General features: G+C 32.6%; 17 protein-coding genes. 8 read left to right on the top strand and 9 right to left on the bottom strand.

Annotated features, from left to right (window positions below; all coding sequences use genetic code 11):
- Window positions 1–210 precede the first annotated feature (210 nt).
- Window positions 211–561 carry a 50S ribosomal protein L19 gene (gene rplS, locus LL966_RS09630; protein ID WP_229352739.1) on the bottom strand — a complete coding sequence of 117 codons (351 nt, stop codon included), beginning with the start codon at window positions 559–561 and terminating at the stop codon, window positions 211–213.
- Between the two features lie 203 nt (window positions 562–764).
- Complete coding sequence (gene trmD / locus LL966_RS09625; RefSeq protein WP_229352738.1) at window positions 765–1439, bottom strand: tRNA (guanosine(37)-N1)-methyltransferase TrmD; 675 nt, start codon at window positions 1437–1439, stop codon at window positions 765–767.
- Window positions 1440–1684: 245 nt separating this feature from the next.
- Here trmD and LL966_RS09620 point away from each other — a divergent pair, with 245 nt between their 5' ends.
- From LL966_RS09620 to LL966_RS09590, 7 genes are all read left to right on the top strand, one after another.
- Window positions 1685–2050 (top strand): hypothetical protein, encoded by a 366-nt coding sequence (locus tag LL966_RS09620; protein ID WP_229352736.1) that lies wholly within the window; start codon window positions 1685–1687, stop codon window positions 2048–2050.
- A 79-nt stretch (window positions 2051–2129) separates the two neighbouring features.
- Window positions 2130–2663 (top strand): NADPH-dependent FMN reductase, encoded by a 534-nt coding sequence (locus LL966_RS09615; protein WP_229352735.1) that lies wholly within the window; start codon window positions 2130–2132, stop codon window positions 2661–2663.
- Between the two features lie 28 nt (window positions 2664–2691).
- Window positions 2692–3564 (top strand): sugar phosphate isomerase/epimerase family protein, encoded by an 873-nt coding sequence (locus tag LL966_RS09610; protein WP_229352734.1) that lies wholly within the window; start codon window positions 2692–2694, stop codon window positions 3562–3564.
- Between the two features lie 16 nt (window positions 3565–3580).
- Window positions 3581–4498: a Zn-dependent protease gene (locus LL966_RS09605; protein WP_229352731.1), complete on the top strand. Its 918-nt coding sequence runs from the start codon at window positions 3581–3583 to the stop codon at window positions 4496–4498.
- 18 nt (window positions 4499–4516) lie between these two features.
- The gene (locus LL966_RS09600; protein ID WP_262909461.1) at window positions 4517–4864 is read left to right on the top strand and encodes a cupin domain-containing protein; all 348 of its coding nucleotides are present in this window, start codon (window positions 4517–4519) and stop codon (window positions 4862–4864) included.
- Window positions 4865–5063: 199 nt separating this feature from the next.
- Window positions 5064–6212: an MFS transporter gene (locus LL966_RS09595; protein WP_229352730.1), complete on the top strand. Its 1149-nt coding sequence runs from the start codon at window positions 5064–5066 to the stop codon at window positions 6210–6212.
- Between the two features lie 61 nt (window positions 6213–6273).
- Window positions 6274–7206, top strand: a complete 933-nt coding sequence (locus LL966_RS09590; RefSeq protein ID WP_229352729.1) for a peptidylprolyl isomerase — start codon at window positions 6274–6276, stop codon at window positions 7204–7206.
- A gap of 120 nt (window positions 7207–7326) precedes the next feature.
- Here LL966_RS09590 and LL966_RS09585 read toward each other — a convergent pair whose 3' ends face one another.
- From LL966_RS09585 to LL966_RS09575, 3 genes are all read right to left on the bottom strand, one after another.
- Window positions 7327–7749 (bottom strand): GreA/GreB family elongation factor, encoded by a 423-nt coding sequence (locus LL966_RS09585; RefSeq protein ID WP_229352728.1) that lies wholly within the window; start codon window positions 7747–7749, stop codon window positions 7327–7329.
- A 348-nt stretch (window positions 7750–8097) separates the two neighbouring features.
- Window positions 8098–8652: a thioredoxin family protein gene (locus LL966_RS09580; protein WP_229352726.1), complete on the bottom strand. Its 555-nt coding sequence runs from the start codon at window positions 8650–8652 to the stop codon at window positions 8098–8100.
- Between the two features lie 128 nt (window positions 8653–8780).
- Window positions 8781–9674 carry an alpha/beta fold hydrolase gene (locus tag LL966_RS09575; RefSeq protein WP_229352725.1) on the bottom strand — a complete coding sequence of 298 codons (894 nt, stop codon included), beginning with the start codon at window positions 9672–9674 and terminating at the stop codon, window positions 8781–8783.
- Window positions 9675–9803: 129 nt separating this feature from the next.
- On the opposite strand from LL966_RS09575, the gene LL966_RS09570 reads away from it, so the two are divergent.
- Window positions 9804–10139, top strand: coding sequence for a tRNA-binding protein (locus LL966_RS09570; RefSeq protein WP_229352723.1), 336 nt, complete (start codon window positions 9804–9806; stop codon window positions 10137–10139).
- Between the two features lie 165 nt (window positions 10140–10304).
- Here LL966_RS09570 and LL966_RS09565 read toward each other — a convergent pair whose 3' ends face one another.
- The 4 genes from LL966_RS09565 to LL966_RS09550 all read right to left on the bottom strand — a co-directional run bounded on the left by LL966_RS09565 (window position 10305) and on the right by LL966_RS09550 (window position 14063).
- On the bottom strand, window positions 10305–10853 hold the full coding sequence (locus LL966_RS09565; RefSeq protein ID WP_229352722.1) for an RBBP9/YdeN family alpha/beta hydrolase: 549 nt from the start codon (window positions 10851–10853) through the stop codon (window positions 10305–10307).
- 25 nt (window positions 10854–10878) lie between these two features.
- Complete coding sequence (locus LL966_RS09560; RefSeq protein WP_229352720.1) at window positions 10879–11703, bottom strand: alpha/beta hydrolase; 825 nt, start codon at window positions 11701–11703, stop codon at window positions 10879–10881.
- Between the two features lie 144 nt (window positions 11704–11847).
- Window positions 11848–12216, bottom strand: coding sequence for a PUR family DNA/RNA-binding protein (locus LL966_RS09555; protein WP_229352933.1), 369 nt, complete (start codon window positions 12214–12216; stop codon window positions 11848–11850).
- A gap of 68 nt (window positions 12217–12284) precedes the next feature.
- On the bottom strand, window positions 12285–14063 hold the full coding sequence (locus LL966_RS09550) for an ABC transporter ATP-binding protein (protein WP_229352718.1): 1779 nt from the start codon (window positions 14061–14063) through the stop codon (window positions 12285–12287).
- Window positions 14064–14164: the final 101 nt, after the last annotated feature.

Raw genomic sequence — 14164 nt, 5'->3', positions numbered from 1 at the left:
GGAGCAAATATAATAAAATCACAACGAAATCGGTTGAGTTTTGATGAGAAAAGACGAAATTAACAGATTGTTATTTCATACTCATTATATTGCTAAATCGATGATTTTGCTATTAAAAAATTACGGTTTTGATAGTAATGAAAATAGAACATAAAAAAAACTCGTTTCAAACGATATGAAACGAGTTTTTTATAACATTTAGATAAATGATTATCTTCTTTTATCTTTAATCTTAGCTTTTTTACCAGTAAGTTGTCTGAAGTAGAAAATTCTAGCTCTACGAACAGCTCCTTTTTTGTTGATTTCAATTTTTTGTAAAGCTGGTAAGTTTACTGGGAAGATACGCTCAACACCAACAGATCCAGACATTTTACGAATAGTAAAAGTTTCTGTGTTACCAGAACCTCTTCTTTGAATTACAACTCCTTTAAAAAACTGAGTTCTTGTTTTTTCACCCTCTTTAATTTCGTAGAAAACTGTGATTGTGTCTCCAGCTCCGAATTCAGGGAAATCTTTTTTAGCAACGAATTCGTTTTGAACGAATTTTAATAAATCTGCCATGATAATCTAAATTATGGTTTTTATATCAGAACAACATTCACGGATCTCGCCAGAGGTTGATCAAATTCGGGTGCAAATGTAAGTAAAAAAATTAAAACTCCAATAAAAATAAATTCCAAATTCCAATTTGTTAACTGATTGATTAATTGGAATTTGCACACGAGCGATAGCGAACTGGCGAAGCAATTTTAAATATTTGGAATTTATTCCAGTAAATCTGGTCTTCTATTCTTTGTATGTTCAAAAGCCATGTCTTCGCGCCATTTGTCGATTTTAGCAAAATGTCCGCTGGTTAAAACTTCTGGAACTTTCCATCCTTTATAATCTGCAGGCCTTGTATATATAGGTCCAGAAAGCAGATTATCTTGAAAACTATCTGTTAATGCTGAGGTTTCGTCGCTTAAAACACCTGGAATTAATCGAATCAAGGCATCAGATAAAACAATAGCGCCTAATTCTCCGCCAGATAAAACATAATCTCCAATCGAAATTTCTTTTGTTATAAAATGATCTCGAACTCTCTGATCTACACCTTTATAATGTCCGCATAGAATAATAATGTTTTCATACATAGACATTTTATTGGCCATTTTTTGATTTAAAGTTTCGCCATCCGGTGACATGTAGATTATTTCATCGTATTCACGTTCGCTCTTCAAATGTGTAATACAATCGTCAATAGGCTGAATGGTCATCACCATACCAGCGCCACCCCCAAAAGGATAATCGTCTACACTTTTTTGCCTATTTGTGCTGTAGTCACGCAAATTGTGAAAATGTACTTCAACTAGACCTTTATCAATGGCACGTTTCATAATCGAAGCCTCAAATGGACTTCTTAGCAATTCAGGTAAAAGTGTAATAATATCAATTCGCATTTTCTATTCAATAATTTCTTGTCGGCAAAGATACAAAGTAAATTCTTGTCTATTTCTAAAGATTTGTAAAACGCTTATTTTGAGTTGATTTTTGAGATATAAAACCAAAAAGATGTATTTCGTCGTATATATTGTGACTTTTATCGGATTTAATATTATGATAAACTATGATATTGTTTATTTGAAATAATAGTGTTAAATTTATATAAACGCTACAGCTAAACTATAAAACTTGCCTTACACTTATGAAAAAAACTTTACTTTTAATAGCAATTATATTCTTGCAAATATCTTGTTCAACCAATAATGTCCATGATAGGTGGATTGGAGAATCGAAGCAAAAATTAATAAAAGTTTGGGGCCCGCCAATACGTGTTCTCCATGATGAAAAGAATAATGAGATATTGCTTTATGCCGATCAAATTTTTACAACAAATCACAGTAGTGAGATTTCGGGCAATGCGGGGCCATATTATTGGAAATATGACTATATGTATGTCGATAAATCGGGAAAAATTATTTCTTGGAGAAACGAAAAACAAAAATTTCCGCCTCAATCAGTTGATGTAAAAATGTTAAGTATGACTTCAGCAAGCAATACTTCCAGATAAAAGCATTTTGAGATTTTAATCTCTAAAAAAGTAGTATTTTTAAATGTTAATTTAGAAATACTACTTTTTTTATACAATAATGTCACCAAAAATAAAAATATTTGCTGTATCGGGCAGTACCAGAAAAGATTCGAGTAATTTTAAAATTCTTAAATATATTTCCCATCAATTAAAGTCAGAATTTGAATTGGAAATATTTGAAGATTTAGATAAACTTCCGCACTTTAATCCTGATTTAGATACAGATAAGGCGCCAGATGAAATTGTTTCGTTAAGAAATAAAATAAAAGAAGTGCAAGGAGTTATTATTTGTACTCCTGAATATGTATTTAGCCTTCCTGGAAGTTTGAAAAATGCTTTAGAATGGTTTGTTTCAACGACCGTTTTTTCAAATAAAAAAGTTGGTTTGGTAACAGCTTCGGCTTCGGGAGAAATGGCGCATGAGCAACTTTTGTTAATTATGAAAACTCTTGATGCGAGTTTTGATGATTCATTGCAGCTTTTAATTCAAGGAGTTCGAGGTAAAGTTAATGCGGAAGGCAAAATAATAGATCCAGAAACAGAAATTGCACTTCAAAACTTTGTAAAAAATCTTGCGAATCATTTTTTATGATAAATTTACTTTGAAATTATCTAACCACATGATTACAAGAAGAAATTTTATAGTAACCACAGGGCTTGCCACTACAGCTGTTTTGGCTCGGCCATCATTAGCATTTTCTATGAGTAAAAAAGAAATAGGTTTACAGTTATATACACTTCGAGATGAACTTCCGAAGGATGTAAAAGGAACTTTACAAAAAGTGGCAAAAGCTGGATATTCAACCGTTGAAACTTATGGTTTTTCAACAAAAGACCAATTTTGGGGATTTGCTCCAAAAGAATTAAAAAAGATTTTAGATGATAATGGTTTAAAAGCCGTAAGCGGACATTATAATTTAGGAAGCTTTTTGTACGATGGAAATACGGCAGAGGTATCTGCTGCAATCGAAGCGGCTAAAACTGTAGAAAGTGAGTTTTTAACGATTTCTTGGGTCGATGAGCCTTTTAGAAGAAACATTGAAGATTATAAAAAGATTGCTGAAAGATTAAATCAAGCAGCAAAAATGTGTAAAGAGGCGGGTTTAAAACTAGCTTATCATAATCATGATTTTGAATTTGAAAGACACAACGGCGTTACGGGGTTTCAAATTTTACTAAAAGAAACCGATAAGGATTTGGTCTTTTTTGAATTGGATTTATATTGGGTAATTCATTCCGGAAATGATCCTTTAAAGTTATTTAAGGAAAATCAAGGGCGTTTTAAAATGTGGCACGTGAAGGATAAGGATAAGAAAAATAATGATTTGAATACTGAAGTTGGTTCTGGAACAATCGATTTTAAGTCTTTATTTGCCGAAGCAAAACAATCAGGAATGGTTCATTTTTTTGTGGAACAGGAAAATAACTTCGCAATCAATTCCTTTGAATCTGTTAAATCTAGTTGCGATTTTATTTCAAAAAATCTAATCTAAATTTCTGCTTTAATATATGAAGAAACTTCTTTTATTGGCGTTTATGGTTCTTTTTTCTTGCCAAGAAAGTAAAAAAGAAACTAAAAGTTCCCATTCAAATCTAGAATTGCAATCAGATTCTCTGCAAAATGTGCCGCAAGAGCCTTATTATGTTGATATTAAAAGAAATGATCTTAAACTTGAAAAACCAGTTTACGGAGAATGGCGTTTTTTTAATAAAGAAAAAGGACAGAGTTTTAATCAATTTATAAAAACAAAACATGTAGTTCCAACTAAAGAAGAGAATATCATTTATTTAAAACCGATTGGAAAATTTAATGCTCTACAATTAAAACAAATTGAACTAGTTCGCCAGTATTTGCAAATATTTTTTCAACTAGAAACCGCTATTTTGCCTGGTGTTTCAAACGATATTATTCCAAACAATGCAAGAAGAAAGGGTAGTATGGAACAAGAACAGTTTTTAGCGGGTTATATTTTAAGAGAGGTGCTAAAAAAGGAAAAACCTAAAAAAGGAGTAGCTTTAATGGCTGTAACAGAAAAAGATTTGTATCCAAAACCAGAATGGAGCTATGTTTTTGGGCTCGCTTCTTACAAAGATAAAATTGCAGTAAGTTCTATGTATAGAATGCAAAAAGAAGCAGATTTTAATTTATGTTTAGAGCGATTGCTGAAAATTTGCTCACATGAAATTGGACATATGTTTGGTCTGCATCATTGTGTTGAAGCTCATTGCGTTATGAATGGTACCAATAGTATGTCAGAAACAGATAATCATTCTATTAGATTGTGTTCGCTTTGTCAAAGAAAATTAAATTCAGGATTTAAGTACGATAATCTTAAAAGGTTAAAAGAATTAGAAAAATATTTTAAGGAAAACAATTTAACTGAAGGATTACAGTTAATGGAAAGAGATCTTAAAAGCATTCAATAAATTAAAAAAAATATAATTATGAATATAGGAACTAGCAAAGAGTTTATAAAAGGAGACGAAATAGAGTGGGAAGTAGTTGGAGATGGAATTAAACGTAAGATTTTAGCTTTTGATGAAAGGGTAATGCTTGTAAATGTTCATTTTGAAAAAGGAGGAATTGGCGTTTTACACGAACATTATCACACGCAAGTTACCTATGTCGCGAGCGGAAAATTTGATGTAACTATAAACGGTGTTACAGAAACTCTAAAAGAAGGCGATAGCTTTTATATTCCGCCGCATGCAATTCATGGTGTTGTTTGTCTGGAGACTGGTATGCTGACAGATGTTTTTGGTCCTGCGAGAGAAGATTTTTTGAATTATTAAAAGCTTAAATAAACAACCATATAAGTGATTTAAGAAATTTAAGTTTTTTGGTTTTTGAGTTTATTCAAGCCATTAAAAATGAACTTATATGACTTATATGGTTTGAAAAATCTCAAAAATTATACTTTTTTTAAAGTTTCAATTAAGATTAGATTGGTATTTTTGCAAAATGAATTTATCAAAAACTAACGTACTGTTTATGGCAGTTTGCACTGGTCTTATAGTTGCAAATCTTTATTACTGCCAGCCTTTGATTGTTTTAATTGCCAACGAATTTAAAATTCCCGAGGCCAGCGCCGGAACCATAACGTACCTAACTCAGGCAGGATATGCTATTGGGTTATTTTTTATGGTGCCGCTAGGCGATAAATTAGAACGAAAAAAGCAAATTTTAATGACCACTTTTGCAACTGTAATAGCCTTGTTAATTGCTGCAACGGCCAAAAGTTTTCTGGTTTTGCAAATAGCATCTTTATTAATTGGAATCACGTCGATAGTGCCACAGCTTATTTTGCCATTAGCGGCCTCTTTAAGCGCGCCGGAAGAGCGAGGAAAAGTTGTTGGAACGATTATGAGCGGTCTTTTGGTAGGAATTTTATTGTCTCGAACTTTGAGTGGTTTTATTGGGCAAGTTTTAGGCTGGAGATCGATGTTTTATATCGCAGCTGGAATTTGTTTGCTGATCTTTTTTGTTATTCAAAGCAAATTTCCAGTTAATAAACCACAGTTTCAAGGAAGTTACGGTCAATTAATCAGGTCTTTATTTACACTTATAAAAACACAGCCTGTTTTGCGTGAGGCAACTGCGATCAATGTTTTCAGTTTCGCCCAATTTGGAGCGTTCTGGACTACAATGGTTTTGCTGCTTTCGGGTAAGCCATTTGAATTTAATAGTGCAACAATCGGATTATTTGGAATTGTAGGTGCTTCTGGAGCTTTGGCAGCGCCTTTGGTTGGGAAACTAGGAGATAAAGGAAATTCGAGAATTGCAGTTGGTTATGGCTGTTTATTGGTTTTAATCAGTTTTATCATTTTCTATTTTTCGATTGAAAGCGTAATCGGAATTGCAATCGGAATTGTATTTATTGATATCGGGATTCAAGGTGTTCATATTTCAAATCAAACACGAGTGTATTCGTTATTGCCTGAAGCAAGAAACCGATTAAATACCGTATTTATGTCGCTGACTTTTTTAGGAACTGCTGCAGGATCTGCTTATGGATTGTTGTTGTGGAAATTGGGCGGATGGCCTGCTGTAACAATTGGCTGCATGGTTCTGTCTCTAATATCAATACTGATTTACGGACTGACTTATAAACCATCCCGACGCATCGGGACTAAAAAATAAAAAGCGCAAATTGATTAAGAAATTAATTTGTAAATTTGCGTTCAAAATTAAAAATAACAACATGGAAAACGGAATATACGCTAAATTCAATACTAGCAAAGGTTCGATTTTAGTAAAATTGACACACGATTTAACACCGGGAACTGTAGGTAACTTTGTGGCTCTTGCAGAAGGAAATATGGAAAATAAAGTAAAACCTCAAGGACAAAAATTCTATGATGGTTTAAATTTTCACAGAGTAATTGCAGATTTCATGATTCAAGGTGGATGTCCTAAGGGAACAGGTACTGGAGATCCTGGATATAAATTTGATGATGAGTTTGTACCAAGTTTAAAACACGACCGTCCAGGAGTTTTATCTATGGCGAATTCTGGTCCAGGAAGCAATGGTTCTCAATTCTTCATTACACACGTTCCAACTCCTTGGTTAGATGGAAAACACACTGTATTTGGTCACGTTGTAGAAGGACAAGATGTTGTTGATGCTATTGCTCAAGGTGATGGATTAGAAACTTTGGAAATTATCAGAGTTGGTGATGAAGCTCAGAAATGGAATGCAATTGAAGCTTTTATTGGTTTAAAAGGTGCTCGTATGAAACGTGAAGCAGCTTTAAAAGCAGAATCTGAAGCAAAAATGGAACAATTAGCTGCTGGTTTTGATAGAACAGAAAGCGGTTTACGTTATAAAATGATTCAGAAAGGAGAAGGAAAGAGAGCTGAAGCAGGAAAAACAGTTTCTGTTCACTACGAAGGTTCTTTAGAAAATGGAAAAGTTTTTGATTCTTCTTACCCACGTAAAAAACCAATCGAATTCAAATTAGGAATTGGACAAGTTATCGAAGGATGGGACGAAGGTATCGCTTTATTGCAAGTAGGAGACAAAGCTCGTTTTGTAATTCCATCTGATTTAGGATACGGACCAGCTGGTGCAGGAGGAGTTATTCCACCAAACGCAACTTTGATTTTTGACGTTGAATTAATGGACGTAAAATAAGAATTTAGAAGCAACTTAGGATTGTTATAAATAGAATCCCATTCGAATCTCGAATGGGATTTTTTTATTTTTAAATAGATATAAAAAAAACACCGTCACAAAAGGAGGTGTTTAAAAAGTTTATGAATGATGTACTTCAGTATTGTCTACAGCAACTACTTTTAAAGTTTTAATACCTGTAGGCAATTCCCAATCTACTTGATCATTTTCTTTAAAACCAATAATAGCAACGCTTAATGGTGCTAGAATTGAGATTTTAGATTGTTTTACATCTGCGGCAGAAGGTAAAACGATTTGAATTTTCATTTGTTTATTCGCTTTTACATCTTCAATTGTTACAAAAGAGTTGATTCGGATAACAGAACTTGCAAGTTCACTCTCTTTACTTATTACTGCGCGATCCAATTCTTGAGAAAGCTGATTGGCTTCTTTGGTATTTGTTGAATTTTTACTTTTTAAAATCAATTCTCTTAGAAATTGATAATCTGATTTACAGAAAGTTGGAATAGGTTTCATATCTATTTGAATTTTATTATTATACATTATTATTATTTTTATATTGATTTCTTCTTTTTTGATTTGACAACGAATGATCTACCGATTTTAGTCGGTAAATTTTAAAAAAGGAAAACAAAAAAATACTTGATCAAAATGTAATTTTGTCAAATAAAGAAAAGTTTAAACTGATGTAAAATCCTCCGCCCGAAAGAAGAAATTGAAGTAGACGGAGGCCTAAAAAATAAAGGCCTTATTATGCGAAATAATTACAGCGCCAAACAGTCTTGCATTGCAAAACGTCTTTATAGAAGCTGTATGTGATATTATATTTCCCATAAGGAGAATTAAAATTGATCTGCAAAGATAGGTAATCTTTTTGAATTTAGTGAGATATTACTTCCATTTAATGCCGCAACCCAAACTTGGCTTTTGCGGTTCTCTTAAACTTCGGTTGTAAATTAAGGCATCAATAGCACCTCTTAAATCGCTTCCGCTCAACGGAATTCCGTTTCCTGGTCTAGAATCGTCTAGTTGTCCGCGGTAGAATAATTTGTTTTCATTATCAAATAAATAAAAATCAGGCGTACATGTTGCCTGATAAGCTTTGGCAGTTTCTTGGCTTTCATCATACAGATAAGGAAAATCAATTTTATTTTCTAAAGCAAAATCAGTCATTAATTCTGGAGCGTCAGCAGGATATTTCACGACATCATTGCTTGAAATGGCTATAATTCCTATTCCTTGTACACGATAATCATTAGAAATCATTACAAATTCTTTGATGACATGAAGTACAAACGGGCAATGATTACATATAAAAACCACTAAAGTGCCTTTTGAGCCTTTTAAATCTTCGAATGAGAAAGTGTCGTTAGAATTGGTGTCCTTTAAATAAAATTCAGGTGCAATCGTTCCTAAAGGAAGCATTGAAGATTCGGTTCGTGCCATTTTACAAGAAATTAGATTTTCAAAAATAAGTTTAAAAAACTGTAAATAAAAGAGCACAAGAATAAAAAAGTATCCAAAAAAGCAGTTAGCTTATTCAGCTTGCTTTTTTGGATACTTTTTTTAATTTTTTATGAATTTAAAAACTGAAGTAAATCTTCGTTTAGTTTTTCTCTATCGGTATAAAATAATCCGTGTGGAGCGCCTTCATATTCAATAAATGTATTGTTCTTAATGGCTTCAGCAGCTTTTCTAGAAGTTAGGTCTATCGGCACAATTTTATCATCGTTTCCATGAATGATAAGCGTCGGAACTTTTATGAAATCCAATTCGTCTCTAAAATCGGTAAAAGAAAATGATTCAGCACATTTTAAAGTGGCGCGCGGAGAAGCAGCCGAACACAACGCTCTGTAATATTCTAACAAAGGCGTACTTAAAGGTTTGTTGATGATATTTACACCGAAAAATGTTTTTCCGAAATTATCAATAAACCCGATTCTATCTTCTTTGATTGCTGCGGCAGTATTTTCGCTTTTCTCTTTTGGATGCCCGTCAGGGTTATCATTCGTTTTTAATAAAAAAGGAATAATTGAAGAAATTAAAGCAATTTTGCTAACGTTTTTTCCTCCATGACGACTGAAATAACGCACTACTTCACCACCACCCATTGAAAAGCCAACGAGTGTCACATTTTCTAATTCTAATTGTTCGATAATTTCCTGAAGGTCATCGGTTAAAGTGTCATAGTCGTATCCATCCCAAGGCTGAGAAGATTTTCCAAATCCGCGACGGTCGTAAGCGATAACACGGTAATTATTTTGCACTAAATGATCAATTTGATATTCCCACATTTCATTGGAAAGTGGCCAGCCATGTATTAGAATTACAGGTTTTCCTTGTCCATAATCTTTTACATACAGCCTTACATTTTGTGCTGTTTCTATATATTTATCAGTATGAATCTGTTTTAAATTAGATTCAAAATCCTTAATTGACAAGCATGCATTTGGTTCTGTATGTTCCATGTTATATATATTTTACGATGAATTTTAAATTTTTCTATCGTAAAATTAAAAGTTAAGCGAAAGAAAACGGTTACAGAATTAGGATGATTAATTACAAAATTAATAGGTTTGTATTTTAACACTATAGATATGGATTTAACTTGGAGCGAATTTGAAAGGACCGATATGCGAGTCGGAACAATTATAGAGGTAAATGATTTTCCAGAAGCCAGAAAACCAGCTTTTCAGCTTACAATTGATTTTGGATCAGCAATTGGAATAAGAAAATCATCTGCACAAATAACGAAAAGATATCAAAAAGTAGATTTGATAAACCGCCAGATTGTAGCGGTTGTTAATTTTCCAAAAAAACAAATCGGAAAATTTATGAGCGAATGTTTGGTTCTAGGTGCTGTAGGCGAGGAGGGAGACGTAATTTTATTGGCTCCCGATTTTAAGATAGAAAATGGTTTGCGTATCGGTTAGTTTCTAATCAATAAATTTTATCGCAAAGCACGCAAAGTTTTTTTTGCAAGTCACATTTTTAAGATAGGTTAAAGTTCGCAAAGCTTTGTGAACTTTAACTGACCAAATGCTTCTCTTAAAGTCTTGCGATCTTTGCGTAAATCTTTGTGATCTTTGCGGTTAAATTTAAAGGTTTATTTTTTCAATAAACTGTCTAAGAATCAACTGTCCTTCTTCCCAATATTTTAAATCAGAATCAGAATTAATGTGTCCTTGTTGACCAACGTTTACAAAATCACTTCCCCATTTTTCGGCTAAGATTTTTTTTCTTTCAAAAGAAGCGTAAGGATCATTTTCGCTCGCTACCACTACCGATGGAAAAGGTAATTTATAAATTGGTATTGGCGAAAAATTTCTTGTGCACTCAGGTGTATGTTCAGGTGAATCGACGTCTGCGGGAGCAACTAAAAACGCACCAATAATATGTTCGTTATTGTGTTTTTCTGCCCAATGTAAAACCAATGAAACGGCTAAACTGTGAGCTACTAAAATAGTTGGTTTGTTAAGTTTTAAAATATTTTCATTTAATCTTTCAAGCCATTCTTCTCGAATTGGTTCATCCCAATTATCTTGTACAACACGAATTGAATTTTCAAATTTTTCGTGCCAAAACGTCTGCCAATGTTTTTCTCCAGAATCTCCAAGTCCTGGTATGATTAATAATTGTGTCTCCATTGCCGTGGATTTTTATTTTTAGTGATTATTTTTTGCGTTCTTTTAAAATTCGGTTTACTTCATTAACCAAAAGCGGAAAACCAGGTTCTGTCATTCCGTGGCCGTAACCGTCTAATTCGTATAATTTAGTTTGTGTATGGCCAACCAGTTTCATCATTCTCGCCATATAAGCGTTTTCTTCGTAACGTCCCAGCATTTCTAATTCACGATCTCCAGTAATTAATAAAAGAGGCGGAGCATCGGCACGAACGTGATATAAAGGTGCAAATTGGTCAATTGTTGGCTGTTTTTCTGGAATTCCGTTTTCTCTTCTAATTTCAAAATGCGTAATACATTGTCCGCTAAACGGAATAAGTCCAGCAATTTGGTTAGCATCGATGTTTTCTTTTTGAAGATATTTTTTATCCAAACCGATCATTAAACCCAAATAACCTCCAGCAGAATGTCCAGAAACAAAAATCTGAGTTTTATCGCCTCCGTAATTTGCAATATTGTTAAAAGCCCAAGCAACTGCAGATGCGGCATCTTCAATAGCTTTTGCGGCTTTTACTTTTGGCGAAAGCCTGTAGTTTACGCCAATTATAGCAAAGCCTTTATTTTTTAAGGCTTCTGGAATTTCTTTACTTCCGCCTGTTAATCCGCCACCGTGAAACCAAACGATTGTCGCAAAACCAGTTTTATTTTTTGGGTAATAAATATCTAAAACGCATCTTTCGTTGATATATTTATCAGCTTTGTTCGCTGCTGTATTGTAATATTGAATGTTGTTTTTCGTTTCATATTCTAAATTCTGTGCAGAAAGAGAAATTGCAAAGAAGAAGAAACTTAAAAGAATTACTAATTTTTTCATTTTAAAAGTATTGAATTATTGTTTTGAATTTTAGCCGATTTGAGAAAATCTGAACTCTAAAATCTAAAATAAGAATTTATATATAAAAAAAGTCCAAAATGTAAAACAAATTGGACTCGCACTTTTGAAAAGTTTTATTTTGAATTAAATATCATCAAAATCAATGTCTGTAAAGCTAGATCTTTGTGTTTCAACTTTTTCAGAACTATATTCTTTCTTAAAATCTTTTTGATGTCTTTCAGAAATTACTTCTTCGCCTTTGTGGTTCAAAACGTATGAAGTCATTTCTTCTAATATTTCGGCAAAAGCACTAAAATCTTCTTTGTATAAGTAAATTTTGTGTTTTTTGAAGTGAAACGAACCGTCTTCTTCAGTAAATTTTTTGCTTTCGGTAATCGTGATATAATAATCATCAGCTTTGGTAGCTCTCACATCAAAGAAATAAGTTCTTCTTCCTGCTCGTAATACTTTAGAAAAAATCTCTTCTTTTTCTAACATGTCATTTTCTCTCATAATACGTTCTATCATTTTTGGAATTAATAGTACTCAAAAATCATAAAAAATTATCTATTACGCAACAATTAAAGTAATTCTTTTTCCGAAAGTTGTTTTAAATATAACGATGCATAATAACCCTCTTGATTTATTAATTGATTATGAGAGCCTTGTTGAATTATCTTACCATTTTCCAGTATAATAATTTTGTCTGCATTCTTAGCAGATGAAACTCGATGACTTACAATTATGGTTGTTTTATCCTTCGAAATTTCAAATAAATTATTCAGAATCATTTCTTCGGTTTCGGTATCCACAGCAGACAGGCAATCGTCAAAAAGTAAGATGGCAGGATTTTTAATAATTGCTCTTGCAATCGAAACACGTTGTTTCTGTCCGCCTGAAAGAGTAATTCCTCTTTCTCCTAAAATGGTATCGTACTGTTTGTTAAACGCAATAATATTGTCATGAACAACCGCATTTTTAGCGGCCGTGAATACTTCTTCGTCAGTTGCGTTTTGATTTCCGAATTTGATATTGTTTTTAATTGTATCTGAAAATAAGAAGGCATCTTGAGGAACAATTCCAATATTATTTCGAAGATCGTTGAGGTTTAACGAGCTGATTTCGTTTTCATCAATTTTCACTTCGCCATCTGTTACATCATATAATCTCGAAATCAAAGAAAGAATGGTTGATTTTCCTGAACCTGTTTTTCCTAAAATCGCTAATGTTTCTCCTTTTTTTACTGTAAAAGAGATATTTTTCAAAGCTTCAATATTGGTGTCTTTATAAGTAAAAGAAACATTTTTGAAACTAATATTCCCTTGAATGTCAGATGAATTTTCGTTGTTGTTTTTGATTTCTGGTTCAATTTTTAAAAATTCATTTAAACGTTTTTGAGAAGCTTCGGCTTCCTGAACCATAGACGAAACCCAGCCTAATGAAGCAACCGGCCATGTTAGCATATTTACATATAAAATAAATTCAGCGATAGTTCCGATGTTTGGAATGCTTCCGTTGATGTACATTACACCTCCAAAATAAATAACAACCAAATTACTAATTCCGATAAGCGCAATCATTAGCGGACCAAATAAAGATTGAACTCTTGCAAGACTTAAACTTTTCCTTTTGCTTTCTTCCGCTAGATCCACCATATTATTTTGATGTTGATTTTCTAACGAATAGGCTTTAATAACTCTAATTCCAGAAAATATTTCTTGTGTAAAACTTGAAACTTTAGAAAGATATTGCTGGAAAGTTGTACTTCTTTTATTGATTTCAGAACTTAATTTAAAAATACAATACGAAAGAATCGGTAACGGAAGAATAGTATATAAGGTAAGACGTGGCGATACATTGTACATATATAATATAACGATGGCAAAGCGGATGGCTGTATTTATAGTGTACATAACCGCAGGACCAACATACATTCTAACTTTTGAAACGTCTTCGCTAATGCGATTCATTAAATCGCCAGTTCGGTTTTGTTTGTAAAATGTTTGAGAAAGATTTTCGTATTGTCTGAAAACTTCATTTTTCAAGTCAAATTCGATATGACGCGACATAACAATTAAGGTTTGACGCATTAAGAACGTTAAAAATCCCGCAACAATCGTTGTTCCAATAATAAGTAACACATTATGAATGAGATCCGCACGAAAATTACCAATGATAATTTCTGATTTTTGATCTGCCGCTGATAGTTTGTCAAAATTCTCAATGGCATTTAAGGACTTGCTAATAAGTTTTGGAGTGTATAAAGAAAATATTTGTGCGATTATAGTTGTTAAAATACCTAAACAGAAACTGTATTTATATTTGATGAAATATTTGTTTAAATAGCTTAATTCTTTCATTTTTTTAAGAAATCTGATATTGAATTGATTTGTATTTAAGAATTATTATCAAATAAAATTATAATAATTTGCGATTTAATCAAAACAATTACATTGTAATA

Origin of the sequence: Flavobacterium chungbukense, assembly GCF_020805785.1 — a bacterium.
Classification (GTDB): domain Bacteria; phylum Bacteroidota; class Bacteroidia; order Flavobacteriales; family Flavobacteriaceae; genus Flavobacterium; species Flavobacterium chungbukense.
The sequence above is the reverse complement of the archived record's forward strand: the minus strand, read 5'-3'. Positions and strand labels throughout refer to the sequence as shown.

Bases quoted from the DNA above. Each gene is read 5' to 3' on its own strand.
- LL966_RS09590 (WP_229352729.1), top strand. From the start codon at position 6,274: ATGGAAAACGGAATATACGCTAAATTCAATACTAGCAAAGGTTCGATT.
- LL966_RS09575 (WP_229352725.1), bottom strand. From the start codon at position 9,674: ATGGAACATACAGAACCAAATGCATGCTTGTCAATTAAGGATTTTGAA.
- LL966_RS09605 (WP_229352731.1), top strand. From the start codon at position 3,581: ATGAAGAAACTTCTTTTATTGGCGTTTATGGTTCTTTTTTCTTGCCAA.
- LL966_RS09560 (WP_229352720.1), bottom strand. From the start codon at position 11,703: ATGAAAAAATTAGTAATTCTTTTAAGTTTCTTCTTCTTTGCAATTTCT.
- LL966_RS09585 (WP_229352728.1), bottom strand. From the start codon at position 7,749: ATGTATAATAATAAAATTCAAATAGATATGAAACCTATTCCAACTTTC.
- LL966_RS09555 (WP_229352933.1), bottom strand. From the start codon at position 12,216: ATGAGAGAAAATGACATGTTAGAAAAAGAAGAGATTTTTTCTAAAGTA.
- LL966_RS09620 (WP_229352736.1), top strand. From the start codon at position 1,685: ATGAAAAAAACTTTACTTTTAATAGCAATTATATTCTTGCAAATATCT.
- rplS (WP_229352739.1), bottom strand. From the start codon at position 561: ATGGCAGATTTATTAAAATTCGTTCAAAACGAATTCGTTGCTAAAAAA.
- LL966_RS09615 (WP_229352735.1), top strand. From the start codon at position 2,130: ATGTCACCAAAAATAAAAATATTTGCTGTATCGGGCAGTACCAGAAAA.
- LL966_RS09550 (WP_229352718.1), bottom strand. From the start codon at position 14,063: ATGAAAGAATTAAGCTATTTAAACAAATATTTCATCAAATATAAATAC.
- LL966_RS09565 (WP_229352722.1), bottom strand. From the start codon at position 10,853: ATGGAGACACAATTATTAATCATACCAGGACTTGGAGATTCTGGAGAA.
- LL966_RS09570 (WP_229352723.1), top strand. From the start codon at position 9,804: ATGGATTTAACTTGGAGCGAATTTGAAAGGACCGATATGCGAGTCGGA.
- LL966_RS09580 (WP_229352726.1), bottom strand. From the start codon at position 8,652: ATGGCACGAACCGAATCTTCAATGCTTCCTTTAGGAACGATTGCACCT.
- LL966_RS09595 (WP_229352730.1), top strand. From the start codon at position 5,064: ATGGCAGTTTGCACTGGTCTTATAGTTGCAAATCTTTATTACTGCCAG.
- LL966_RS09610 (WP_229352734.1), top strand. From the start codon at position 2,692: ATGATTACAAGAAGAAATTTTATAGTAACCACAGGGCTTGCCACTACA.
- LL966_RS09600 (WP_262909461.1), top strand. From the start codon at position 4,517: ATGAATATAGGAACTAGCAAAGAGTTTATAAAAGGAGACGAAATAGAG.
- trmD (WP_229352738.1), bottom strand. From the start codon at position 1,439: ATGCGAATTGATATTATTACACTTTTACCTGAATTGCTAAGAAGTCCA.